29 protein-coding genes are annotated in these 24,875 nt (G+C 53.5%); 6 read left to right on the top strand and 23 right to left on the bottom strand.

The features are described from left to right. Positions 1-45: 45 nt before the first annotated feature. Genes BM347_RS10445 through BM347_RS10405 form a run of 9 tightly spaced genes read right to left on the bottom strand, consistent with a single transcriptional unit; the run spans position 46 to position 4,612 of the window. The gene (locus BM347_RS10445) at positions 46-552 is read right to left on the bottom strand and encodes a hypothetical protein (protein WP_093916403.1); all 507 of its coding nucleotides are present in this window, start codon (positions 550-552) and stop codon (positions 46-48) included. 11 nt (positions 553-563) lie between these two features. Beyond that, positions 564-1,292, bottom strand: coding sequence for a flagellar basal body L-ring protein FlgH (gene flgH / locus BM347_RS10440; RefSeq protein ID WP_093916402.1), 729 nt, complete (start codon positions 1,290-1,292; stop codon positions 564-566). A 9-nt stretch (positions 1,293-1,301) separates the two neighbouring features. Next, positions 1,302-1,724, bottom strand: coding sequence for a flagellar basal body P-ring formation chaperone FlgA (gene flgA / locus BM347_RS10435; RefSeq protein WP_093916401.1), 423 nt, complete (start codon positions 1,722-1,724; stop codon positions 1,302-1,304). Continuing rightward, complete coding sequence (gene flgG, locus BM347_RS10430) at positions 1,721-2,506, bottom strand: flagellar basal-body rod protein FlgG (protein WP_093916400.1); 786 nt, start codon at positions 2,504-2,506, stop codon at positions 1,721-1,723. The genes flgA and flgG overlap by 4 nt, the downstream gene beginning before the upstream one ends. Positions 2,507-2,534: 28 nt before the next feature. Then, entirely contained in the window at positions 2,535-3,248 is a 714-nt protein-coding gene (locus BM347_RS10425; RefSeq protein ID WP_093916399.1) for a flagellar hook-basal body complex protein, read from the bottom strand. Continuing rightward, positions 3,249-3,518: a flagellar biosynthetic protein FliQ gene (locus BM347_RS10420; protein ID WP_093916398.1), complete on the bottom strand. Its 270-nt coding sequence runs from the start codon at positions 3,516-3,518 to the stop codon at positions 3,249-3,251. After that, positions 3,518-3,799, bottom strand: coding sequence for a flagellar hook-basal body complex protein FliE (gene fliE / locus BM347_RS10415; RefSeq protein WP_093916397.1), 282 nt, complete (start codon positions 3,797-3,799; stop codon positions 3,518-3,520). The genes BM347_RS10420 and fliE overlap by 1 nt, the downstream gene beginning before the upstream one ends. Before the next feature lie 23 nt (positions 3,800-3,822). Beyond that, the gene (gene flgC, locus BM347_RS10410) at positions 3,823-4,215 is read right to left on the bottom strand and encodes a flagellar basal body rod protein FlgC (RefSeq protein WP_093916396.1); all 393 of its coding nucleotides are present in this window, start codon (positions 4,213-4,215) and stop codon (positions 3,823-3,825) included. Between the two features lie 10 nt (positions 4,216-4,225). Beyond that, positions 4,226-4,612, bottom strand: a complete 387-nt coding sequence (locus BM347_RS10405; RefSeq protein ID WP_093916395.1) for a FlgB family protein — start codon at positions 4,610-4,612, stop codon at positions 4,226-4,228. An 82-nt stretch (positions 4,613-4,694) separates the two neighbouring features. On the opposite strand from BM347_RS10405, the gene BM347_RS10400 reads away from it, so the two are divergent. Further along, entirely contained in the window at positions 4,695-6,059 is a 1,365-nt protein-coding gene (locus BM347_RS10400) for a FliI/YscN family ATPase (RefSeq protein ID WP_093916394.1), read from the top strand. Here BM347_RS10400 and BM347_RS10395 read toward each other — a convergent pair. From BM347_RS10395 to BM347_RS10370, 6 genes are all read right to left on the bottom strand, one after another. Next, positions 6,056-6,844, bottom strand: coding sequence for a DUF1217 domain-containing protein (locus tag BM347_RS10395; RefSeq protein ID WP_093916393.1), 789 nt, complete (start codon positions 6,842-6,844; stop codon positions 6,056-6,058). The two genes, BM347_RS10400 and BM347_RS10395, sit on opposite strands and share 4 nt — an antisense overlap. Next, complete coding sequence (flbT, locus tag BM347_RS10390) at positions 6,844-7,248, bottom strand: flagellar biosynthesis repressor FlbT (RefSeq protein ID WP_093916392.1); 405 nt, start codon at positions 7,246-7,248, stop codon at positions 6,844-6,846. Before flbT ends, BM347_RS10395 begins: the two co-directional genes overlap by 1 nt. Continuing rightward, positions 7,245-7,616, bottom strand: coding sequence for a flagellar biosynthesis regulator FlaF (flaF, locus tag BM347_RS10385; RefSeq protein WP_093916391.1), 372 nt, complete (start codon positions 7,614-7,616; stop codon positions 7,245-7,247). The genes flbT and flaF overlap by 4 nt, the downstream gene beginning before the upstream one ends. A 76-nt stretch (positions 7,617-7,692) precedes the next feature. Next, positions 7,693-8,535: a flagellin N-terminal helical domain-containing protein gene (locus tag BM347_RS10380; protein ID WP_093916622.1), complete on the bottom strand. Its 843-nt coding sequence runs from the start codon at positions 8,533-8,535 to the stop codon at positions 7,693-7,695. Positions 8,536-8,740: 205 nt separating this feature from the next. After that, entirely contained in the window at positions 8,741-9,097 is a 357-nt protein-coding gene (locus BM347_RS10375; RefSeq protein ID WP_245764243.1) for a flagellar biosynthesis protein FlgN, read from the bottom strand. Beyond that, the gene (locus BM347_RS10370; protein ID WP_093916390.1) at positions 9,081-9,365 is read right to left on the bottom strand and encodes a rod-binding protein; all 285 of its coding nucleotides are present in this window, start codon (positions 9,363-9,365) and stop codon (positions 9,081-9,083) included. Before BM347_RS10370 ends, BM347_RS10375 begins: the two co-directional genes overlap by 17 nt. Positions 9,366-9,482: 117 nt before the next feature. Between BM347_RS10370 and BM347_RS10365 the strand changes: the two genes are divergently transcribed. Next, positions 9,483-11,327, top strand: coding sequence for a flagellar hook-length control protein FliK (locus BM347_RS10365; RefSeq protein ID WP_093916389.1), 1,845 nt, complete (start codon positions 9,483-9,485; stop codon positions 11,325-11,327). A gap of 12 nt (positions 11,328-11,339) precedes the next feature. Continuing rightward, positions 11,340-12,005 (top strand): flagellar hook capping FlgD N-terminal domain-containing protein, encoded by a 666-nt coding sequence (locus BM347_RS10360; RefSeq protein WP_093916388.1) that lies wholly within the window; start codon positions 11,340-11,342, stop codon positions 12,003-12,005. Here BM347_RS10360 and BM347_RS10355 read toward each other — a convergent pair. From BM347_RS10355 to BM347_RS10330, 6 genes are all read right to left on the bottom strand, one after another. Then, positions 12,002-13,321 (bottom strand): UDP-glucose dehydrogenase family protein, encoded by a 1,320-nt coding sequence (locus tag BM347_RS10355; RefSeq protein ID WP_093916387.1) that lies wholly within the window; start codon positions 13,319-13,321, stop codon positions 12,002-12,004. The genes BM347_RS10360 and BM347_RS10355 overlap by 4 nt on opposite strands. A gap of 61 nt (positions 13,322-13,382) precedes the next feature. Continuing rightward, positions 13,383-14,711, bottom strand: a complete 1,329-nt coding sequence (locus BM347_RS10350) for an NAD(P)/FAD-dependent oxidoreductase (protein ID WP_093916386.1) — start codon at positions 14,709-14,711, stop codon at positions 13,383-13,385. Further along, positions 14,708-15,529, bottom strand: coding sequence for an ABC transporter permease (locus BM347_RS10345; protein WP_093916385.1), 822 nt, complete (start codon positions 15,527-15,529; stop codon positions 14,708-14,710). Before BM347_RS10345 ends, BM347_RS10350 begins: the two co-directional genes overlap by 4 nt. Then, positions 15,526-16,401 carry an ABC transporter permease subunit gene (locus BM347_RS10340; RefSeq protein ID WP_093916384.1) on the bottom strand — a complete coding sequence of 292 codons (876 nt, stop codon included), beginning with the start codon at positions 16,399-16,401 and terminating at the stop codon, positions 15,526-15,528. Before BM347_RS10340 ends, BM347_RS10345 begins: the two co-directional genes overlap by 4 nt. Before the next feature lie 2 nt (positions 16,402-16,403). Then, a complete protein-coding gene (locus BM347_RS10335) occupies positions 16,404-17,531 on the bottom strand; it encodes an ABC transporter ATP-binding protein (RefSeq protein WP_093916383.1) in 1,128 nt (375 codons plus the stop codon). A gap of 87 nt (positions 17,532-17,618) precedes the next feature. Beyond that, positions 17,619-18,704 carry a polyamine ABC transporter substrate-binding protein gene (locus BM347_RS10330; RefSeq protein WP_093916382.1) on the bottom strand — a complete coding sequence of 362 codons (1,086 nt, stop codon included), beginning with the start codon at positions 18,702-18,704 and terminating at the stop codon, positions 17,619-17,621. Positions 18,705-18,850: 146 nt separating this feature from the next. Between BM347_RS10330 and BM347_RS10325 the strand changes: the two genes are divergently transcribed. After that, a complete protein-coding gene (locus BM347_RS10325; RefSeq protein WP_093916381.1) occupies positions 18,851-19,531 on the top strand; it encodes a GntR family transcriptional regulator in 681 nt (226 codons plus the stop codon). A gap of 93 nt (positions 19,532-19,624) precedes the next feature. Further along, positions 19,625-21,055 (top strand): aspartate aminotransferase family protein, encoded by a 1,431-nt coding sequence (locus tag BM347_RS10320; protein ID WP_093916380.1) that lies wholly within the window; start codon positions 19,625-19,627, stop codon positions 21,053-21,055. Positions 21,056-21,088: 33 nt separating this feature from the next. Here BM347_RS10320 and argE read toward each other — a convergent pair whose 3' ends face one another. Beyond that, positions 21,089-22,243: an acetylornithine deacetylase gene (argE, locus tag BM347_RS10315; protein ID WP_093916379.1), complete on the bottom strand. Its 1,155-nt coding sequence runs from the start codon at positions 22,241-22,243 to the stop codon at positions 21,089-21,091. Next, the gene (locus tag BM347_RS10310; protein WP_093916378.1) at positions 22,240-23,421 is read right to left on the bottom strand and encodes a M24 family metallopeptidase; all 1,182 of its coding nucleotides are present in this window, start codon (positions 23,419-23,421) and stop codon (positions 22,240-22,242) included. Before BM347_RS10310 ends, argE begins: the two co-directional genes overlap by 4 nt. A gap of 253 nt (positions 23,422-23,674) precedes the next feature. Here BM347_RS10310 and BM347_RS10305 point away from each other — a divergent pair, with 253 nt between their 5' ends. Further along, the gene (locus BM347_RS10305) at positions 23,675-24,775 is read left to right on the top strand and encodes an ABC transporter ATP-binding protein (protein ID WP_093916377.1); all 1,101 of its coding nucleotides are present in this window, start codon (positions 23,675-23,677) and stop codon (positions 24,773-24,775) included. The last annotated feature ends 100 nt before the right edge of the window (positions 24,776-24,875 follow it).

The following is a 24,875-nucleotide window of genomic DNA, read 5'->3' as shown; positions in this document are numbered from 1 at the left end:
TAACCACGAGAACGCTCGGCTTCGCACGCAGGTGGTCCCTGGAAATCAATAATCTTGACGTGCGATCTCTAGTATTAAGACGTCGTAAACAGCCTCTTTTCCTACATCACGCTGTGCAACTTCAACAAGCAAACGCCGCAAGCTGTTCAGCTTATCGACCCTTGTGAACTCACCATTGAATCCCCCCAAATTTGCATGGGTGAACAGCACCTGCAAAAAGGAATCACGCAACTTTGGCTCTTTTCGCAGGACGTCGTCTTTCTTCAAATCGGTTGTTTCAATGCTGAGCGACATCACGATCAGCGACGCCACACGTTCATCTATAACGATTGGGACAACAAATTGGTTGTTAAGCTTAACATACTCAATAACTTCGTCGGGATCTCTCGGTGGTTGATCCGGAGATCGGGTGGGCAGGGGCTCATCTGTTTCGCCTTCCTCAGTTGGTGCCTCGACGACCTCCACCTCGGGTGCCGGCTGCAAGAATTTTCCCGCACCAACACCAATAGCAGCAAATAAAATGAACACGATTATGGGTAAAAGCTTTTTCATAACGGCTTTCTCTAGAATGGAAGAACGGCCTCAAGAATTTGTTGACCTATTCGAGGCTGCTGCATATCGCTGATCTGGCCGCGGCCGCCATAAGACACACGCGCGGACGCAATTTTGTCATAAGTTATCTCGTTTTGGCGCGAGATATCTTCGGGCCGTACAAAGCCAGTTACCAAAAGCTCTCGTAACTCAAAGTTCACCCGCAGTTCCTGAGTCCCCTCGATCGACAGCACACCGTTTGGCAAAACGTCCACAACTGTTGCGGCCACCCTCAACGTAAGCTTTTCGTTCCGTTTGACCGACCCATCACCAGAGGAACTGCTATTGGAACTCAGGTTTACCAAATCGGCAGACGTCGCCCCGGCGGGCAGTTTTTCATCCAAACGCTGCGGAATGCCTAGAAGGCTTGGCACCGAAAGAGTTTCAGAACCGGAACGGGAGCGATCACTCTGATTAGAAATCTCTGCATTCTCGTCGATCTCGACCACAACGGTCATGATATCACCGCGCTGCATTGCCCGCCGATCTCCAAGCAGCGAATTCCGTCCGCCTGACCAAAGCGAGGATTCATCCACCATACGCACTGGCTTAAGGCGCATGGGGAGAGAATCGTACACCATCGCGCTATGTTCGGCCCCCTGCAACGCCTCACTAAAGCTTGGTGCGCGGCCTATATGATCAATTCGCGCACAGCCGGCCGCGCTGACAAAAATACCGATAATCATACTGATCTTTTTCATACGCACTTCTCAATTTGCAATCTGAACTGACCCGTCCGGTAAAACCTGCCCAAAAATCGTGGCGCGCGAGGCAAGGTTCATGACCCTGATATAATCACCTACGCCGCCCCGCTCTAATGCGCGCACCTCGGTCGCAATGCGCAGTCCATTGCCCGTAAAAAAGGCACCCACAATCTGATTTCGGTTAATGATCGCCGGCGGCCCAATTTCGTCGAACCGAATGGGCCGCCCAGCATAGAGAGCAACACGCGCCTCCTTCCCGATCACATAGCTCAGGCGATCAAACACATCCGCGTTTTGACCTCTGTGCAATGCCACATCGTTTTCACGAATAATCGCGTCTGCCCTGATGGTGCGGGTGGGCACAACCATGTCAGCCAAACATGAAGACGCGATAACAAAGGGCGATATAAAATACAGATACTTAATCATCGGATTTGGGTCGTCGCACCCATCATTTGATCTGCTGCCGAAATGACTTTCGCATTCATTTCATAGCCACGCTGCGCTTCGATCAGCTCGGTGATCTCACGAACAGCATCGACGGAACTATCCTCGAGGTATCCCTGCCGCAACGTCCCCAACCCATTCTGCCCGGGTGTAGATGCAAGCGCCGGTCCGGACGCTTCGGTCTCGATGAACAGGTTGCCTCCCAAAGCCTCCAAGCCTTTTGCATTGCTGAAACCTGACATGGTAAACTGCCCCAATAATTGGCCGGCAGTGTTCCCGTCGAAGTAAGCGAAAACTTCGCCGCCTGAATTGATTGAAATGCTGCGGGCGTCCTCGGGTATGACAATTTCAGGTGAAACCGGGAACCCGTCGGAGGTAACGATCAATCCCTCTCCGGTCCGTTTAAGACCACCGTCACGGGTAAACGCGACCTGCCCAGAAGGGAGGGTCACCTCGAAATAGCCTTTCCCTTCAATTGCGACGTCAAGATCTCCGCCCGTCTGGGACAACGCGCCCTGACCCAGCTGCATTGAAACCGCGGCCGGACGAACTCCCAGGCCAAGCTGAACACCCGTCGGCAATACCGTTCCATCCGAAGCGTTAATCGACCCAGCACGTGCAAGCTGTTGATAGTGCAGGTCTGAAAACTCGGCGCGGCGGGCATTATAGCCGGTGGTGCTCATGTTCGCGAGGTTGTTCGAAATTGTTTCAACGCGCATTTGCTGCGCGCTCATTCCGGTTGCGGCAATTTTTAGGGCTCGCATTTGGCTACTCCGATATCTTTACTTCAAGTTACTGAGACAGTGATTTCAACGCGGTGCGCATTCGTTCATCTTCGCTTTCAAGAAAGCTCTGGCCCATTTCATAGGCGCGCTGGACCTCAATCATCCGCGCAAGCTGACCCACGGAATTGACGTTTGACCCTTCGGTAAAACCATGGGCAACACGTGCATCCTGCGCCTGTTCAAAACCTGCATCGGCGCGAAACATCACCCCGTCTTCGCGCACCAAATCAAGCGGCGCATTTGGACGTACAATGCCCAGCTGGGCAATCGGCGCACCGTTAACACTTAACGTGCCGTCAGAAGAAGCTGACAGCGGGCCCGCATCAGCCGGAACAAATATTGGGGCACCACCAGCATCCAACACGCGATAGCCGTCATGGGTAACCAGCTCGCCTTGGGCATTTGATGAGAACGAGCCCGCGCGGGTTAACCGCTCGCCACGTGGCGTCTCGATCAAGAAATATCCGTTGCCTTCGATCCCGAAATCGAGACTGCCGCCCGTTTGCGTCAGAACGCCTTGCGTGAAGCTGGTATTGTGTACATTCCCCATACCCATAGACAGGGAATTTCCATTATTAACACCTTGAATATATTCAGAAAAAATGACACCTTCAGACCGAAACCCGGTGGTAGCCAAATTCGCAATGTTATTCGCGACAACCTGCAACTCTCTGGCAAGACCAGTTTGGCGGGTCAGGATCGTATAGCTTGCGTTGTCCATTTAGCCTCCAATGATCAGCGGAACGATGCGGTCGTGAAAGAACGAGACGAGCGCTTCTGTCATGAAGCTCATCGATATCCAGAAAACCGCGCCAATCGCGGCAAGTTTTGGGACGAAAGTAAGTGTCATTTCCTGAATCGATGTCAGGGCTTGGACCAAGCCGATTGCAACACCGGTAACCAACGCAACGGTTAGAATTGGGACCGATATTGTTAAGGCAACCCATAAGCCTTGTCGCATTGTGTCGTAGAAAACGACTTCGGTCAGCATTACACAGGCATCCTTAAAATTTCCTGATAGGCCTCGACCACTTTATTCCGCACAGCGACGGCGGTCTCGACGACCAATTCGGTCTGCGCCAACGCTTGGACCAGCGCGTGCGGATCAGCATCACCAATCATAGATTCTTTGGCCGCGGTTTCGCTATTGGCAAGAACTTGAGCGAAATCAGAGGCCGTATCTTGCAAGAGTGAAGAACTGTTTTCATCAGCCAAGACAGCCGGCTTGGCTGCGGAGTATTTTTGAGCAGCGGAAATTGCTTTGATATCCATTCTGGATCTCCTTTGGTTTTAGGTTAACGGCGCAAGAGGTCCATCAGACCTGCTGACATCTTGCGCGTCTGTTCGAACATCTTCAGGTTCGCCTCGTAACTACGCTGCGCTTCTTTAGCGTCAGTGAGTTCGATAAGAAGGTTAACGTTTGAGCCGTCATACTCACCCAAATCATTGGCAAGCGGATGCGAGGGGTCATAGACAGTTTCCAAGACACTTTGATCCAAGCGCACCGGCCCGGTTTGGACTGTCGATGTGGTGTTGCCATCCCCAAATGCCGTTTCAAACGAAACCAGCTTTCTGCGATATCCAGGCGTGTCAGCATTTGAGATATTTTCTGACAGGTGGCGCAGCCGAGTTGCCTGGGCGCGCAGGCCGCTAGACGATACCTCAAGGGATTTAGAAAAATCGCTCATTTATTATCCCCTACTTGCTGATCGCAGTGCGTAAAACGCTAAGGGCGGACTTATAGATGGCCAAAGCACGATCATGTTGGCGCTTTGCCTCTACAGATTTCAGTATTTCGGTTTCGAGCGAAACGGCATTACCATTCGGTTCGGCTTCTGCCTTGGATTCAAAGCTTTCAATATCCCGTGATCCGGCCAATGACCCATGCAAATGACCGGCCCTGGTCGCGCGCGGCAAAATTGACATCGGATCACTGCGATAAGTCGAATGAAAATCCGGGATATCTTTTGCGACATAATTTGGCGTATCCGCATTCGCCACATTCTGCGAAATAATTGCTTGGCGCTGGCCTGCGTGTACCGCCATCGCAGAAGACATACTGAACACTTCTAACTGCTCAAACATCAAAGGATTCTCCTTCGTTGGATTTCAACCAAGGCTTAACCCTGATTCCTTTAGAAACAGTTTGCACAGGGAAGAGAATTGTATGATTGAAGCCAAAGACATTCAGGCCGTTATCCATCAAATTCGAAATATCAAAGCGGCCACGCCGATCGGCCGTGTAACGCGTGTCGAAGCTGGCGTCGTGCATGCCTCGGGGCTGGGCGGTAGCGCCAGAATTGGTGACTGGACAAAAATTTACCTAGGCAATGGCGGTATGCTGTCGGGCGAGATCGTTCAACTCGTTGGTGAAACTGTGATCATTCTTCCCGATGACACACTAGATGGCATTGCCCTAAACGATCGGATTGCGCTGGGGAATCCTGGGCAAATATTCCCTTCAAACCATTGGATCGGAAGAATAATTGATGCCAATGGCAATCCTTTGGATGGCAAACCATTAAGTCCCGGCAGCGAAGTTCAGCAGCTTCGCGCGCATCCGCCAAAGGCCGCGACGCGAAAACCGCTTGGCGACCGGCTGGGAACCGGACTTGCAATCACCAACACCCTTTTACCAATCGCGCAAGGTCAGCGCATAGGGCTTTTTGCCGGGTCAGGCGTGGGTAAATCCACCTTACTCGGAACACTCGCAACCGAGATGAAATCCGATGTGGTGGTTATCGCGATGATAGGAGAACGTGGAAGAGAACTGAGACATTTTGTCGATAATGTTCTGGGCGAGTATGGGTTGAAACGCGCCGTTGTTGTCGCGGCAACTTCAGATCAATCACCGCTTTTGCGCCGCCGATGTGCATGGACTGCGATGGCTGTCGCCGAATATTTTCGGGATCAAGGAAAATCCGTTCTATTCTTGGCTGATTCCATTACGCGCTTTGCCGAGGCACATCGTGAAGTTGCCGTGGCAGGTGGCGAGGCCCCGGTTTTACGGGGTCATCCGCCATCAACCGCTCATCTTATAATGCAGTTATGTGAACGGGCGGGGCCTGGGCAATTGGGTCGAGGGGATATCACCGCGATCTTTAGCGTTCTTGTGGCAGGTTCGGATATGGAAGAGCCCATCGCTGACATTCTTCGGGGTGTATTGGATGGGCACGTCGTGTTGGAGCGGGAAATAGCTGAGCGTGGAAGGTTCCCTGCCATTGATCTCTTGCGGTCAGTTTCGCGATGTCTCCCCGACGCAGCCACCGAAGCCCAAAACAAGACCATCCAAGAAGTACGCAGAATTACATCAACTTATGAGCACAACTCAATCATGATTCAGGCTGGGTTATACTCTCCAGGTTCGGATCCGGATATTGACTTGGCAATCGCCCTATGGCCCGCGCTCGAGGAGTTCTTAGGAAGCCATGATAGTGGTGAGATTTCGCAAAGCTTCAATCAGCTGGAACTTCTTTTGCGCCGGACGAAAGCTGCAGCCAAGCAAAGCAGCGCCGTCAAAACTGCGACCTAACTTTGCAACAAGGTCAAGGCGATTGATCCAGATGACAGGCTGGAGTTGAAATTGCTCAACTGTTCACGGACAATGTATGTTGTGATCAAATCCTCAAGCTGAGCGGGATCTGAGAACACAGAAATATCATCCGTACCAAACTGCTTTTTGGCCCTGTCCTTGAACACTGCAAGTTGCTGATCAATATCGATCTGGCCAAATGCCTCAGGTAAATTGAGAGCATTTTCAAAGACGCTCCGCAAAGGTGGGTCACCCATAATGGTGTACCATTTCGTATCGATTGACCCATCAGACGCAGCCAGTTCGCTCATCTCACGCTGAGTATACAAGGCAACCCTCATTGTGCTGTCTTGTTCGCCAGCAGCAACCTCAAAACTATTCGCCTGATATAGTTCAATCATGTTTGATGAAAAATCAGGTGCGGATGTTCGCAAGACCTCTCCCGGCCCAAAACCAAAAGCTTTTGAAAATTCAGCGTATTTCGGGTCCGCGAACCTGTTTGCAAGGGAATCGTCATTCGACGTTCCTTCCTCAAGAATCTTCTGAATGAAATACCGGTTGTCTATATCATCCCGCAGACCGTAAGCGCCAAGTGCAACGCTGAGCAGCCGCCGGTCCTTTACAAGATCTTCCGCCGTTTCGATACTCGATATTTTATCTTGAAAATACTCCGTATCCCGCTGCAACTCAGCAGATTTGGAAAATGTCTCGAATTGGCGATCGTATGTATTCTGGAGGAAACGCCAACCCGTCAAACCTGAAAATGGTATGATTGGTTGGAACATTACCTCGACCCCACCGCCAACAAGCGGTCCTCACGCGGGAACAAAGATTTCAGAGCTTTCATTGCACGATAATGCTGCGTTGCGATGATTGCTGTGCTGGCTTCGGTCAATACAGCCCGGCTGTCAGCGTCCGTGAATACTTGGCTCAGTTCTTCAATCTGGCGAAGGAGCGACAGATATACCTCATCTGGTTCGCTATCCCCCGAAAGAACCAGTTGCAGCGCGTAACATACCCGTCTGACTGGTGTTTTGGCATCTTCGGGGTGGATCGCATCGCGAAGGCGCAGAATATTAGCGTCTGGGGTCATAATCGCCAATCGACTACGGCGGTCACCATTCTCGATGACTGCGCCATTTATGAGAATGCGCTCTTTAGGGCTGAGCTTAAGAACAAGACCCGTCATGATGCTGGTCCTTCCGATCTAAGGCCGCGTAAAATTGCGGTGTTTACCTCGAGCAATGGCACAGCGGACGCGGTTTTTCTGATGACCTTGGTCGTATGTTGGTTTGTGAATTCTGAAAGATAGAAGATGCGGGCGCGCAGATCATCGGGAAGCAAATTTTCCGAATCAGCGACATTAACAGCCAACATGCGCCAAAGCTTCCTGTTTTCGTGAAGAGCACTAAGCAATGGGCTTAATTCATCCGCTTCAATAGCTTTCTTAAGCCGGTAAGTGATCTTTGCGATCACATCATATTCCATGCTTCTGTTGGACTTTGTTGGTGCCGTGGTCGGCGCATAAGCCCGCTGAGCTAAATTCGTTGCATTCACTGGGAAGCCTTTCCTGTATTATGAAGTTCCGCTGCGAATGTCCCGGGCGCAATCATGCGCGCCCGGGACTGTTCGCTTACCGGAAGAGCGACAGGATTGTCTGCGGTGCCTGGTTTGCAATGGAGAGCGATTGCACACCCAGCTGCTGCTGAGTTTGCAGCGCTTGAAGCTTCGCGGACGCCGCTTCCATATCAGCGTCTACCAGAGAGCCGATACCGGATGTCACAGCATCGCTTAGCTTGCTCATGAATTCTCCTTGGTCGGAGATCCGTTGAGCAGACGCACCAAGGGCTGCTGCACCGTCAATTGCAACGATCAAGAAACTTTCAATGTCGGAAAACGCAGTTGCCGCAGTGACGGAATCAGTGATCGGTGTGATGGTTGAGGCATCCAGATTGGTGGTAAAGTCGGCTGTGGCGACATCAATCGTGGTTACTGTAGGTGCACCTGAACCAACGCGGTCCAGCGATGAAACCACTGTCAAACTGGTACTGGCATTTCCGTCAATATCAGCTTTAAGAAGGTTTACGCCGTTGAACTGAGATCCTTCTGTGATCGCAGTAATCTGGGCAATCTTTTCCTGCATGTCCGCATCGATTTTTGCGAAATCAGCAGTTTCAGATTGTCCAGCGACGGAGAGCGCCTTCATTTCTTTGAGCGTTTCAACGATTTGTTCTGCACCAGCAGAGGCAACCGCTACCGTGGATTCGCCCACCGCGAGAGAATCCTGAACCGCTTCAAAGCCGGCGACATCAGACTCCATGACCTTGGAAATCGCCCAGATCGCAGAGTTATCTTTTGCAGTATTGATGTCCTTACCTGTGGAAATTGCGCTTTGTGTCGCAGTCAGGTCCCGGTTGATGGAACGAAGAGTTTGAAGCGCAACCATTGCGCCGTTGTTTGTGTTAATGCTCGACATGAACATGTTCCTTTAGTCAATGACGCTTTGCGTCCGTTTGCGGCCCTCCCCCCTGGGGCTGGACCAAAATGCCATTCTGACCTGTGCACACATTCAACTACAAAATGGTGCGCCACCCGACCTCGGATGCACCTGCACCATGTTCTTGTTTCGCTTAACAGCTCCCTAATTTTGCCGGACCCAATGACCCGCATTTGATTCAAAATCAGGCGCGGCGCTCGACCGAAGATTTGGGCGCGACCTCTACAATGCACTTGTCGCCATTCTTATCGTAGGTCTCGAGAGATGCCTGTACCCGGCGAAACGCCGCCATCCGGCGCGTGACCTTACGAATTCCATCAAGCGCATTATTTAGAAGCTCTTGGTTGCGTTTTACCTTTATATCCAGCAGCTTAAGCGATGTGTCGTCGTCGAATTTTGCACTGTTCAACGCCTCAATCAGCTCCTCTTTTTTATCTGCCATATTAGTGAGGAGCTCTAGCTTTCCCGTGATTAACGCGGACCGCTCGGCCTCTAGAACATCATCTAGTGACTCAATTAATGTATCAATTTGTTGGGTCATCGGTTTTGTCTCTCAATGCTTGAAATAGGGTTTCCGTAAGGCCAATACCGCCGGCCTTAACAATCTGCATCGCCTGTTGTTGCAACAGAAATGATCCAAATTGCTCTTCTCCTGCTCCCCCTCCGAAACTGTCTCGGGCTTCACCAAACCCCGCAGACTTCAACATTTCAGCCAGAAACGTGGCTTCGAGTTCTTGCGCAGTTTCATAAAGACGCTTCTGCGGACCATTCACCTGACCCGAGACGCCCCGTATCGCCGGGATATCCATGTCATTATTCCTTAAATTGCACCTACTTTGCTGATCATGCTCAGAAACCGGTAAACAACCGGTAACTATCTCTCGTCATATTCGTCGCGAACCGGAATACCCTTTTGGAGTAGTTAGATGCAGTTGTCAGATGCGCTCAGTTCAGTGAACGGAAATGGGGCAAAAGCAGATCGCCAATCGACCGCGGTAGACAGCGGTTATCAGAACTCGCCGCCAGCGGCAGGTACGAAATACACACAGTTTTCCGCAATATTCACCGAACTCACGCAAGCGGAGGAGACCCGCGAAAGTGGTGACATCGCTGGTAGACACCCTAATATCACTGGCACTGACGCTGAGGAAACACATCCTGAAATGCGAGGTGAATCCCGCGTCGAAACAGATGCTGCCCAGCGTGACGAACAGCTAGCGGGCGAAAATGAAAACGAAGAACTCGCGATGGGTGACAAAGCCCCTATTGAACGCGGTCATCGGCGCGCGACAGGTGAACCAACAGACGGCAGAGGCACCACTCTTCAAAGCGCGGCAGAGGCTTCGCTTTGGCCTAAAGCTGGAGAAAATCCTAGGATTATACCGGTTGGGACGGATACGCACGGCCGTTCTGGCGAAACAAGGACGGCGCAGGCCGCGCCAAAGGCGAACCCGGCGCAAATGCTTTCGACACCTGCTCAGGTGCCCCCACAACCGGCGGAAGATCAGCCTAATAACCTCGTTCTTCAAAAAGTTTTATCTCAACAGGCTGTTCCAACAACTAAGAACTCTGAGGTTATTTTCGCAGCCAAATCCGCCGAAAATGGCGAGGTATTGTATCACGCAACTGATTCAAAAAAACATGCATCTGAATTGCCACGCCAGAACTCTGGGGAACGAACAACAGCTTCAAATAGTGCTCAACTGAACCCGGTTCAGGTAGGGTCATCAACAGAGCCTAGGCATCTGGATGGCAAGGGGTCAGGCCAAATTTCCCGGGTGTTTGATCCTGCAGAGACGCAAAAACTGGTAGCCGTACCAAATGCGCTAGGTGAACCCAAGCCTTCAAAAACTGAACCCGCAACGCCTCACAATGAGCTAAGCACAAAGGGTGCGCTTAACCCTCGAAGAGATCTGAAAAGCACATCCAATGAGTCAAAAAATCAAGATAAAGTTGTAGCCAAACCGGATACCACACAACCCTCGCAGACTGGCCTTGCAGCGACAAAGCCCAGTGCGAACTATAGTTTTGTGACAGCTTCGAACGGTCAACCATCGTCACCCCCCCAACTTGGAATAGCGACAACCAAAGCCGGCCGCGAAGTACGGAGCGACTTGCCAAGTAAGGATAGGCCAGAGACCAAAACCTCCGAGGCTGCTAAAACTCGAACCACTTTGATACCTCAGGCGCGCGCCGCGAATATGGCGACATCAGCCGCGCAACTTCATCAATCCAGCGACACAGCAGATAACCTTCGCCTCGGGCTTGGCGCGTCTGATGCTGACACAGAGGCTGAACTGATACAGACACCTCTGACGGAGCAGTCCCGTAGCGTGTCACAGACACCGACACAGTTCGCCGTCAAAGCTGCAATCCCGCAACACATCCCGCCCCAATTGGCCGAGGTAATCCACACAAGCGGCAGCAAGACCGTGGATGTGGCGCTGAGCCCCGAAGAACTTGGGCGTGTCAGGCTGTCCATTAGCCAAGCGGAAGCGGGTCTTATTGTAAATGTGCAAGCCGAACGACCTGAAACTCTCGATATGTTACGACGCAACATTGACCAACTTGACCAAGAACTAAAGCTGCTCGGTTATGCCGATCCTGGGTTCTCTTTCAGCCACGAAGGCGACGGTACGCCACAGCAATCCGATATAATAGCCAATGAAAATTCGCTTATGGAGGATCAACCTGAACTACCCGCCGCTGACGCAATTGCTGAAAACGCCCCTACGCCGCTGGGCGACACGGGCCTTGATATTCGTATATAGGAAGAAGTTTACATGACAGTCACTGCAACAAGTTCAGCCGCCTCAACAACACAAACCGCGACAGCTGCCGTACAATCCAAAAGCGTAATATCGTCTGATTTCGAAACATTTCTGCAGATGCTGACCACGCAGGCACGCTATCAAGATCCGCTTGAGCCTATTGATTCCTCGGAATACTCTGCGCAGCTGGCGCAATTTTCTATGGTTGAACAGCAGGTAAAGTCCAATGATCTGCTCACCGCCTTATCGGCCCAACTGAGCGGCGGCGGCATCAGCCAAATCGCAAGCTGGATCGGGATGGAGGCACGAACAACGGCCCCTGCCGAGTTCAGCGGCTCCCCCATCACTGTTCTGCCGACTGCAACAGCCGGGGCAGATCGCGCTGAGCTGGTTGCCTACAACGCGCAGGGCACGGAAGTGCTGCGGAGCCTTATCCCCGTCTCTGACGAGCCTGTGCAATGGGCCGGCGTTTCCTCAAACGGCACCCCTTTTCCAGCCGGAACTTACAGCTTTAAGGTTGAAAGCTTTAAGGCCGGGGAATTAGTCAATGAGACAGAAGCCACAACCTATTCACGCATCACGGAAGCGAGGATTGAAGAAGGTGCCACACATCTGATCCTTGCCGGGGGAAGTAAGATTACAACAGCAGATGTCACAGCATTACGAGAGGCCGATTAAACGCCATACCCCGCGCGGCCAATCGAAACATAGGCGCTAAAACCTGCATTCTCCGCGTCTTTGGGGCTATAAATATTGCGCAGGTCAGCCATGACAGGCGTCGACATACGCTCGGCCATCCGCTTTAAGTCCAGTGCCCTGAATTCGTTCCACTCGGTCAAAATCACCAGCGCATCCGCGTCTTGTGCGGCCTGATACACATCGTCAAGCCACGACACACCGGGCAATAATGCCTCTCCTTCGTGCTTGCCTTGGGGATCCACCACACGCACCTTTGCACCGTTTCCGACCAATTGCGGCACGATGGTAAGGCTGGGTGCATCGCGCATATCGTCAGTGTTGGGTTTAAAAGTAACGCCTAGAACAGCAATGGTTTTACCGTTGACCGATCCGCCGCAGATATCGACCACTTTATCGACCATTCTGCGCTTCACCTCATCGTTCACCTTAATCACAGTTTCTGTTAACTGCATCGGGACCGCATGATCTTGCCCCATGCGTGCAAGTGCCTGCGTATCCTTTGGGAAACAGCTCCCGCCATAGCCAGGGCCGGCATGCAGAAACTTGGACCCAATCCGGTTATCAAGGCCCATTCCCTTGGACACCATTTTCACATCTGCGCCTGTACGCTCGCACAGCGACGCGATCTCGTTGATGAAGGTGATCTTCATCGCAAGAAACGCGTTCGCCGCATATTTTATCATCTCGGCGCTTTCCAAACCAGTGTACATAATCGAAAATTCACGCAGCGATAGGGGGCGGTATATCGCGCCCATCACCTCAATGGCGCGGGCACTCTCAACGCCAACAACAACACGGTCTGGACGCATAAAGTCATCAATCGCGGCACCTTCGCGCAGAAACTCGGGGTTCGACGCGATATCAAAGTCGGCTTCGGGGTTTGCCTCGGTAATAACCTTTTGAACTTGCCGGTTTGTGCCGACGGGGACTGTCGATTTGGTCACGATGACGGCATATCCGGTCAGGGCGTCCGCAATTTCGATCGCGGCAGCCATGACATATGTCAGATCAGCATGCCCATCCCCCCGGCGTGTCGGTGTGCCAACCGCGATGAAAATAGCATCAGCACCGTCAACCGCGGCTTGTAAATCGGTGGAAAACGATAGACGGCCCGCGCTGACGTTTTTAGCCATCAGGTCGTCCAGACCGGGCTCGTAGATTGGGACAATCCCTTGTTCAAGCTGGGCAATTTTGTTCGGGTCTTTATCGACGCAAACAACATCATGGCCGAAATCAGAAAAACAGACACCGGACACCAAACCGACATAGCCCGTGCCAATCATTGCAATCTTCATCGGTTCGGCCCCTCAAATTCTATTGATAAAAGTTGATAAGAAGCGCGTTTGGGAAGATGCGCTATCGATCTGCGAGCCCATACCACAGATAGGCAAACGGCAACAACGCCCGCCGGAACCTGCCCAACTCAAACCGGGATAAGGGTGTTCGAACCGCAGCCGGGAAAGGCATTGTATCCGTTTCCCCCAAAATCGCATTGGCCGCCAACGCGCCGCAATATGTTCCCATTGCAACACCATTTCCATGATAACAAAGGCTCGCGAATATGCCTTTATTGCCCGGCAGCCCTCCTACGAATGGCATGTGGTCCCGGGACAGACAGACCATGCCCGACCAGCTATAGGGGGTTTCAACATGTCTCCAAGCTGGAAAAAACTGTTCGAAATCACGCCGGACCTGCGCAGTCGCACGCGCTTCGGCAGCGGGGCCCGTCATCAATCCGCCGCGCATTCCGAAAAGCATCCGGCGATCAGGCATCAACCTAAAATAATGCAAAAGGTATCGGCTGTCATAGACCATCTGATTGCTAAACCAGCCCGCCGCCTCGATTTCTGCTTCGGTAAGCGGGCGCGTCACGATCACGCTTGATTGCGCGGGCATGTATCGGCCCGCCAGCCAATTTGGCATACCTTCCGAAGAATACCCATTCGTCGCGACCAGCAGTTGCTTGGCCTTAAGAGATCCAATTTTGGTCTGGACCTGATAACCGCGCGATGTCTTGACGATGTTTTCCGCTGCTGTGTTGTGGAAAATGACCGCGCCAGCCTTCTCGGCGGCACCTGCCAGCCCCGTCACGTATTTTCGCGGGTTCAAGGCAAAGCCGGCCGGAATTGTCAACGCGCCATGGAAATCCCCACGCAGCCCATGAGCCGCAAGCTCCCGCTTTTCGATCAGCGTCGCATCAAGACCGTAGTTTTCTTTGATTTCCGGAACGCGCGCGCGCAAATCAGCCATATCTTTTGGCCTATGGGCCAGTTCGGTCTCGCCCTCGGAATGACGATCAATCTCGATATCATGCTCTGTTGTTAGGGTATCAACCATCTTGACCGCGGCCAGTTCAGCCTGCCGAAAAGCAATCCGGCTATCGCGGCCGAACTTGCGATCAAGGGCCTGATCGCTAAGCCGCCCGCCACCGAGACAGCAAAACCCGCCATTGCGTCCCGAGGCACCCCAACCGACATAGCGGTTTTCCAGCACGGTGACCTTTACACCGGCCTGCGCCAGATGCAGGGCCGCTGAAAGCCCTGTGAACCCGCCACCAATGATCGCGACATCGCAGGTTTCATCGCGGTCCAAAGCAGGGCGGCCTACATCCTCGCAGGTTTCATCCCACCAGCAAAAAGCGCGTGGCACGTCGCTATAAGCAAAATCATCGAAAATACGCTTCACGTCGCCCCACGTTCCGCTGCCTGCATATCCTGTTGTGCCTTGACCGCATTCCGCTTGGAAATCAACGACGCACTAATCACCCCCACTGTAACGATACCAATCATAATCGTCGACAATGCGTTAATCTCTGGCGACACGCCCAAACGTACCGCGCTCCAAATCTTGATCGGAAGGGTGGTTGAAGACGGGCCCGTGGTGAACGACGCAATGACCAAATCATCCAGCGACAAGGTGAAAGCAAGCAACCAACCCGAAATCACAGCTGGCGCAATAATGGGCAGGGTAACGAGACGAAACGCATCAAACGCCGAACACCCCAGATCAAGTGCGGCTTCCTCAAGCGAGCGATCAAATGACACCAGCCGCGATGAGACCACAACCGACACGTAACACATTGAAAATGTTGTATGCGCCAGAACGATCGTCAGCACGCCGCGGTCTAATCCAATGCCGATAAACAGCAGCAAAAGCGACAGGCCAGTGATCACTTCGGGCATCACGAGCGGCGCATAGATCATGCCCGAGAATAACGTGCGGCCCAAGAAACGTCCGCCGCGCACCAACACATAAGCAGCCATTGTACCCAGTATCGTCGCCAAAGTGGATGATGCCACAGCGACCTCAAGCGTGACCAGCGCAGCATCCAAAAATGCCTCGTTCTGGACCAGTTCGCCGTACCACTTGGTCGAAAACCCTGCCCAGACGGTCACCAGTTTCGAACTGTTGAAGCTGTAGATCACCAACAACACCATCGGCAGGTACAAAAACGCGAACCCAAGGGTCAGCGATGTGACATTGAACCAGCTTGTGCGCCTCATGTTTCGGCCTCCGCTTGGCGCTGTTGGTTGCGCTGGAACAGAATGATCGGCACGATCAAGATCAGCAACAAGATTACTGCAACGGCGCTGGCCACCGGCCAATCACGGTTGTTAAAGAACTCCTCGAACAGCACTTTGCCGATCATCAATGTACCCGAACCGCCCAAAAGCGATGGAATGACAAATTCGCCAAGCGCCGGGATAAAGACCAGAAAACAGCCTGCTATGATGCCGTTACGAGACAGCGGAATTGTCACCAGCCAGAATGCTTTGATACGCGAACATCCCAAATCTTCGGCCGCTTCGATCAGTGATTCATCCAGCCGATCAAGTGCGGCATAAATCGGCAGGATCATGAACGGCAGATACGTATAAACAATCCCGATATAGACTGCTGTCGTTGTGTTCATAATAGTCAGCGGGGTGGAAATCAGACCCGTCCACAGCAAAAACTGGTTTAGAAAACCCTCGTTGCTTAGGATGCCGACCCACGCATAGACGCGGATCAGAAAGCTGGTCCAGAACGGCAGGATCACCAACATCATCAACGTGGGCCGCCATTCCTCGGGTGCACGCGCCATGCCATAGGCCATCGGATACCCAACCAGCAGCGCCAGAGCCGTCGATATCAATGCGATCTTCAGACTGCTAAGATAAGCTTTCCAATACAGATCATCTGTCGTCAGAAAAACGAAGTTCTCAAAATCAAAGGCTTTGATCATCTGGCCAAAGCCGTCTTTCATCGTCGGCGTATAGGGTGGGATAGATAGCGCCAAATCAGACAGCGATATCTTGAACACGATAAAGAACGGGACCAGAAACAGCGCCAAAAGCCAGCCGTACGGGACCGCGATCAGGAAAAATCGCCGCATACTCATTGCTCAAGCAACACGCCAGCGGTCGCGTTCCACGAGATCCAGACTTTGTCCTCCCAGGTGATGCTACGCCGGGAAAGACGGCGGGTATTCGCCGTCTGTGCCTTGATGATTTGCCCGCCCGCCAGTTGAACATGATAGGTGCTGAGGTTGCCCAGATACGCAATATCCAACACGCTGCCCTGCACGGCGTTCTTTGCCTCTTCGGGCTTTTCGGTCGTGATCGCGATCTTCTCTGGCCGGATGGCAAGATGCGCTTTCTGCCCATCGCTGAACGGCAGATCAGAGCTCGCTAAAAACGGCGGCTCATTCTCGGCCCAAGCAAGCGAATACATGCCATCACCCGCTGGCTTGACCGTACCTTCGATAATGTTCACGTCCCCGATAAAATCAGCGACATACACTGAATTAGGGGCCTCGTAGATACCATCGGGCGTTGCGACCTGAATAATGCGCCCTTCGTCCATCACGGCAACCCGGCTTGCGACGGTCATCGCCTCTTCTTGGTCGTGGGTCACGATGACAAATGTCGTCCCGGTGCTCTCTTGGATATCCATCAGTTCAAATTGGGTATCCTGCCGCAGCTTCTTGTCCAAAGCGCCAAGCGGTTCATCCAACAGCAACAGTTTAGGTGCCTTTGCCAAGGACCGCGCAAGGGCAACCCGCTGACGCTGGCCGCCTGAAATCTGATGTGGCTTTCGACCTGCAAACTTGGTCAGGCGCGTCAGCTTGAGCATCTCTTCGACACGTGCCGCAATGTCTCGTTTGTCCATATTGCCGCGCTTGAGACCAAAGGCGATATTCTCCCAAACGCTGAGATGCGGGAACAATGCATAGGACTGAAACATCATGTTCACAGCGCGTTTGTTGGGCGGAATACCGGCAATATTCTTGCCCGACAATTCCATCTTGCCCGAGGTCGGGTTTTCGAATCCCGCCAGCATACGCATCATCGTCGTCTTGCCGCAGCCCGACGGCCCCAGCAGCGCAAAAAATTCTCTCTCGTAGATGTTCAGTGTCAGGTCATCGATCGCGGTGAAATCACCGAACTTCTTGGTAACGTTCTCAAACCGGATCAGCGGCTTTTCGTTCGGGTCATCCCAAGGGGCGAATACTTTCTGGCTCACTTAGGGGTATTCCTTTGCACTGCCCTTTTGCCGGGCGGGGTCAAAAAAAGGGGCAAGGCCGAATGGCCCCGCCCCGCCAGAACCAGCTTAGGTACCGGATTTAACCTTGGTCCAAAGACGCGTTACAACACGTTGAACCTTGGGCGCATAAGGCGACGTTGTATAGAGGTTTTCCAGTGTCGCCGCGTCTGGGTAAATCGCGGTATCCCCGATCACGTCCTCAACCAGAAACTCCTGGCTCGCCTTGTTGCCGTTCGCGTAATAAACATAGTTGGACGCGGTGGCCATGTTCTGCGCATCCATGATGAAGTTCAGGAATTTATGCGCGGCGTCAGGGTTCGGCGCATCCACGGGGATCGCCATGTTGTCAAACCACATCAAAGCACCCTCTTTCGGTGCGTAGTATTCAATCTCAACGCCATTTTCTGCCTCTGCTGCGCGATCACGCGCCTGCAAAATATCGCCAGACCACCCAAAGGCCACGCAGATATCGCCGTTGGCCAATGCGTTAATATATTCAGAGCTGTGAAATTTTTGGATAAACGGCGCGATTGCCGCCAGCACGGGCTCAGCTTTGGCGATCGTTTCAGGGTCCTGCGCATCGGGGTCTTCACCAATATACTGCAGCGCTGCAGGGATCATTTCCGCCGGCGCATCCAGAAAATGAACGCCGCATTCGGCTAGCTTTTCCATGTTCGACGGATCAAGCACCAATGCCAGCGAATCTACTGGTGCATCTTCGCCCAGGACTTCTTTGACCTTGTTGATGTTCACGCCCAGACCGGTGGTGCCCCACATATAGTTAATCGCATATTCGTTGCCGGGGTCATATTTCGACACGCGGTCGTCAATGACGTCCCACATGTTACCGATGTTCGTCAGCTTGGATTTATCCAGCTTTTGGAACGCACCGGCCGAGATTTGGCGCTGCAAGAATGTACCGGACGGCACGACGACATCATAACCAGAACCGCCAGCGAGCATTTTGGTTTCAAGCACCTCGTTGCTGTCAAAGACGTCATAGATCAGATCAATGCCCGTTTCGGCTTCGAACTTTTCAAGCAGGGATTCGTCGATGTAATCGGACCAGTTGTAGACTCGGACTTCCTCGCCCAGCGCGCTTGTGGCGATCATTGCAGTGGCCGCAACGCCACCCAGAATACGATATTTCATTCTTTGCTCCCGTTAGATAGGCTTGGTTGATCCAGACCTTTGGTCAATTTGATCAAGTTTTGCGTCTTACGACAAGATAATTTATGATTTCACGCAGGCGCCGATAGCGCAAGCAACACAAGCTGAACAGTTTTTGGGCACACTGAATGATCCGCTCCGACATACAAACACCCCCGGCGTCTATTCAAACGACAGGCACCAGAATTCCGGCCCATCAGCACGTCTATCAACAACTGCGGAGCCAGATTCTTTTTGGCGATCTGGCCCCCGGGCAACCGGTGACAATTCAAGGGCTGATCACGGCGCTGGGCGCAGGCATGACACCCGTCCGCGAAGCATTGCGCCGCCTGATTGCCGAAGGTGCATTGGTGCATCAGGGAAACCGCCGTGTTTCAGTGCCAGTCCTGTCGCCAGAAGGCGTCGAGGAACTTGGTTTTATGCGAAAAGCGCTAGAGGCCGAGCTTGCCCGCCGTGCCGCAACCCGCATGACCAAAGACGCTTTGACGGCCCTCAAACAGATTGATGATGCGCTGAACGATGCCATTTTGCGGGGTGATATTGGCGACTACCTGACGCAAAACTATCTGTTCCATTGCAAGATTTATCACAGTGCAGATGCGCCGATCATGGCCGAAACCGTTGACCGGTTGTGGCTGCGTTTTGGCCCATCGCTGCGGGTGGTATGCGGGCGCTTTGGCACATCTAATTTGCCCGACAAACACGCGGACTTATTGGACGCTTTTCGTGTGAAAGACCCTGACGCGGCAGCCCAGGCGATGGCCGAAGATGTCAGCCAAGGCATCCGCCAAATCCAGGCGTCAGTCTAATACAACGCAGTTTTAATCCGATTCGATTGACTCCGCATAATTTGATCATATTCTGCGCTTAACCGTTCTCCTACATTCCTGAGGTGCATATACATGTCCTACATCACCAACCACTTGCCCACTGCCGAATTGCAGGCGCTGGACGCCGCGCATCACATGCACCCGTTTACCACAAATGATGAATTGGCCGAAAAAGGCGCGCGGATCATCACCAAGGCCAAAGGCGTATTCCTGACCGACAGCGAAGGGAATGAAATCCTCGATGGGATGGCGGGGCTTTGGTGTGTGAACATTGGCTATGGCCGTCAGGAAATGGCCGACGTCGCCGCGCGCCAGATGCTTGAGCTGAACTATTACAACACGTTCTTCATGACATCCCATGTACCGGCAATCGCCTTGGCCACAGAAATCGCAAAGCTCGCCCCCGGTGATCTGAACCACGTGTTCTTTGCCGGCTCCGGGTCCGAGGCAAACGATACCAACATCCGTATGGTGCGCACCTATTGGGCGATGAAGGACAAACCCGAGAAATCGCACATCATCAGCCGCAAGAACGCCTATCACGGGTCGTCGATGGGGTCAGGGTCGCTGGGCGGCATGACCTATATGCACGAACAAGGCGGCATGCCGATCCCGGGCATCCACCACATCAATCAACCCGATTGGTGGGCCGAAGGCGGCGATCAAACACCCGAGGCATTCGGCCTTGCCCGCGCACAGGAACTTGAGGCGAAAATTCTTGAACTGGGTGCAGACAATGTCGCGGCCTTTATCGGTGAACCCGTCCAAGGGGCTGGCGGGGTTATCGTGCCCCCCAGCACCTACTGGCCGGAAATCCAACGCATTTGCGATAAATACGATGTTCTGATCATCGCTGACGAGGTGATCTGCGGGTTCGGTCGCACAGGCAATTGGTTCGGCTCGCAAACCATGGGGATCAAACCGCATATCATGACAATCGCCAAAGGCCTCAGCTCTGGCTATCAGCCCATCGGCGGGTCGATTGTATGTGATGAAATCGCCGAAGTGATCGGTTCGGGCGAATTCAACCACGGCTACACTTATTCCGGTCATCCGGTTTGTTCCGCCGTCGCGCTGGAAAACCTGCGTATCATGCAAGATGAAAAAATCCTAGATCACGTGAATAACGTGGCTGCACCCGCCCTACAGGAAGGGTTGGACAAACTGGCCGAGCATCCGCTTGTGGGCGGCGTTAATGTATCGGGCATGATGGCATCCCTGCCCCTGAGCCCACGCAAGGAAACGCGGTCGAAATTCGCAGGGGCTGCAGGCACTGTCGGCTATATGTGCCGCGAACGCTGCTTTGCCAATAATCTGGTCATGCGTCACGTGGGCGACCGGATGATCATTTCCCCACCGCTGGTCATCACACCCGAGGAAATCGGCACCTTCATGACCCGCGCCACGAAAGCGCTGGATGAAACCTATACCGCGCTCAAGGATGAAAATCTTTTTCATGCAGCCGAAGACCACATCCACGACGCTGACTCGCCTTTGGGTTAAACGGCATTCGGGGCGCGGGATGTCCTTGCGCCCCTACACCAACTTCTGACCAAGACGTTCCAACATACCAAGACAGCTTTCGAGCTGATCAATGCTGACGAATTCATCGGGCTTATGCGCCTGCGCGATTGAGCCCGGCCCGCAAACGACCACATCCATGCCCATTTGCTGAAACAGACCTGCTTCGGTCCCAAATGGGACAACATCAGCGCCGTTCGCGCCGACCAGCCCCGCCACAAGGTCACGCGCGGCGTTTTCGCTCATCGGCTCAAGGCCCACGACCTCGCCCAATGTCTCGGTCGAGATATCGGCCTGAGGGTACACCGCCCGCATTTGCGGCAGCAAATCCTGTTCGATAAACGCTTCCATCGTTTCTTTGACGAAACGCAAATCGCGCGTCTGCACCGGGCGGAACTCCCAATCGACCTCGGCCTTGCCGACGATCACATTATGCGCATGCCCGCCACGAATTCCGCCAATGTTGATCGTGGTATAGGGTGGATCAAATCGGCTGCCCTCGGGGACCCGCGCGCGCAAATCCTCGCGCAGCGCCATGAGCCGGGTGACATAGCGCACCGCATACTCGGCAGCATTCACACCCAGATCGGGGGAGGACCCGTGCCCCTCAAGCCCCTCAAACCGCGTGGTATATTCACAGCAGCCTTTATGCCCCTCAATCACGCGCATCTCGGTCGGCTCGCCAATGATGGCGATGTCGGGCTTGATGCCAAGGCGGTTCAGCTCGGGTATCAATGCCTGCGCGCCCAGACATCCGGTTTCCTCGTCATAGGTAAACGCGAAATGCACGGGGCGTTTCAGCGGCAGCGTGGCATAGTGTTCCGCCATCACCACAGTTGCCGCGATGAATCCCTTCATGTCGCAGGTGCCACGGCCGTAAAGCAGCCCGTCGGCCTGACGCATCTGGAACGGATCGCTAGACCAATCCTGATCGGTCACCGGCACCACATCGGAATGCCCCGACAGCAACACGCCGCCCGGCACATCCGGCCCCAATGATCCGAATAACGTCGCCTTTGACCCGGTTTCATCGCCAAAGATATGTGTTCGCGCGCCCAGCGATTGCAGCCTGCCGGACAGGTCGATGATCAGTTCAAGATTGCTATCGGTTGAAACAGTCGGATACGCGATCAGCCGGTCCAGCAGATCAACGGTGGCTTGCAGCGTCATTTGACGAACATCTGCCGGGGTCTGTTGCAGAACGTCTCGGCAGCACCATCCTCGCGAATGCGGATGCTTTCGGTGATCTCGATCCCCCAATCCTTCATCCAAAGACCGGGCATAAAATGGAAGGTCATGTTCGGCTCAAGCACGGTTTCATCCTCGGCGCGCAGCGATATCGTGCGTTCGCCCCAATCCGGTGGATAGCTCAGGCCGATGGGATAGCCGCAGCGCGCGCCCCGTTCGATCCCTGCCTTCTCCAGCGGCGCCGCCAATGCATTTGCAACATCGCAGGCACGGTTGCCGGCGCGGGCTTTGTCCAACCCGGCTTCCAACCCTTCGATCAATGCCGCCTCTGCCCGTTTCAGGAAATCAGGCGGTGTGCCAAGGAAAAGCGTCCGGCAAAACGGTGCATGATATCGGCGATAGCACCCTGAAATCTCAAAGAATGTCGCCTCGCCCGTCGCAAAGGGTCTGCCATCCCATGTCAAATGCGGCGCGGCTGCGTCAGAACCAGACGGCAAAAGCGGGACAATCGCCGGGTAGTCGCCCCATGCCCCGTCAACACCTCGAATTGCATCGCGGTAAATCTCGGCGACGATTTCGTTTTTGGGCACGCCCGGTTCAACCCGTTCGATCAACCCATCAACGATCTTTTCCGAAATCAACGCCGCTTTGCGCATGAATGCCAATTCCGGTTCGGATTTAATCCCCCGTTTCCAGTTCACCAAAGCAGTCGCATCAACCACTTGCGCCTTTGGCAAGCTTTCGCACAGCGATGCATGCGCCTTGGCAGAATAATAGTAGTTGTCCATTTCGACGCCGATGCGCCCCGCCTCTACCCCGGCGGCGGCCAGATGAACCGCAAGATCCTGCATCGGGTGTCGTTCGGTAGATTGCACAAAACCGTCTGCGTAGCCCCGCACAGAATCGGCATCCATCCACACCGTTCGCAACGCGCCATTGGTGTCTTGGTTACGGCCCCACCAAATCGGATCGGCGTCTGGCAAGACGATGACGCCCTGATGCACATAAAATGACCATCCGTCATACCCAGTCAGCCACGCCTGATTGCTGGGGTCCGTCACAAACAAGGCGTCCAAGTTTCGCACCGCCATCTCGCTGCGCACCAGCTCAAGACGACGGCTATATTCTATTGGTGAAAATGGAAGGTCGATGGCGGGCATTATGGGTATCCTTAAACAACATATCAAAAAACAGCTTGGTCCAGCTTTTCGACAGCAGCAATGAAATAACGAAACCGAACATGCCTAATCCGCAGTCATATCAACTGAATTTGCCAAATTTGCAGGAATTTGTCCTGTAATTGTACGGTTTTCCATCAAACCCGTGATAATTGGTTGCAAACCACAACCCGGACGGTTTTAACTTTCTGCCAACAAGGGCGCATGAACGTCAAAATAAACGGGGAGCCAGCTTTTGGCAGATACTTCAGCAACAAATGCGTTTGTCGAATTCGAACGCGTGCAGAAAAGCTATGACGGTGAAAATCTTGTCGTCAAAGACCTGAACCTATCCATGCCAAAGGGCGAATTTCTGACAATGCTAGGGCCATCGGGGTCGGGCAAGACGACTTGCTTGATGATGCTGGCCGGGTTTGAAACAGCCACCCACGGCGATATTCGCCTTGATGGGAAATCGATCAACAACATCCCGCCACACAAGCGCGGCATTGGCATGGTGTTTCAAAACTATGCGTTGTTCCCGCATATGACGGTTGCCGAAAACCTCTCCTTCCCGCTCGAAGTTCGCAAAATGGGCAAGTCCGACCGCGAAGAAAAGGTAAAGATCGCGCTGGACCGTGTGCAGATGGGTGACTTTGGCGGTCGCCGCCCTGCCCAGCTTTCTGGTGGTCAACAGCAACGTGTGGCCTTGGCCCGCGCCTTGGTGTTTGAACCCGAACTCGTCTTGATGGATGAACCGCTTGGTGCCTTGGACAAACAACTGCGCGAAACCTTGCAGTTTGAAATCACGCATCTTGCCCACGAATTGGGCATCACCGTGGTTTACGTGACCCATGACCAAACCGAAGCGCTGACAATGTCAGACCGGGTTGCCGTGTTTGAGAACGGTCGCATCCAGCAACTGGCCCCGCCAGATTTGCTGTATGAAGAGCCCGAAAACAGCTTCGTCGCGCAGTTCATCGGCGAAAACAACACGCTGGAAGGCGTGGTAAAAGAGATTAAAGGCGGCACCTGTCTGGTGCAGCTGGACGGTGGCGGCCTGATTGAGGCCAAACCGATCAACGTGACCCAAGCCGGCGAACGCACCCGCGTATCGATCCGCCCGGAACGCGTTGAATTTAACAAAGATCGCATGCCAGATGGCGCGCACACACTGAAAGCCGAAGTGCTTGAATTCGTCTATATGGGCGACATTTTTCGCACCCGGCTGCGCGTCGCAGGCACCGACAACTTTATTATCAAAACCCGCAACGCACCCGATCAGGTGCGCTTGAAGCCGGGCCAACAAATCGAAATCGGTTGGCTGGCAGAGGATTGCCGTGCGCTTGACGCTTAAGGTCAAGAGACGGACTGCGGCCCTTATTTAGGGTCGCACACCAAGAGGCTGTGGTTAAGCCCGTTATCACATCCTCAAGAACTAAACGGGCAATAGTTGG

Source organism: Sulfitobacter marinus (genome assembly GCF_900116285.1).
GTDB classification, from domain to species: Bacteria; Pseudomonadota; Alphaproteobacteria; order Rhodobacterales; family Rhodobacteraceae; genus Sulfitobacter; species Sulfitobacter marinus.
Note: the sequence above shows the minus strand (reverse complement) of the source record. Positions and strands in the feature narration are given on the sequence as shown.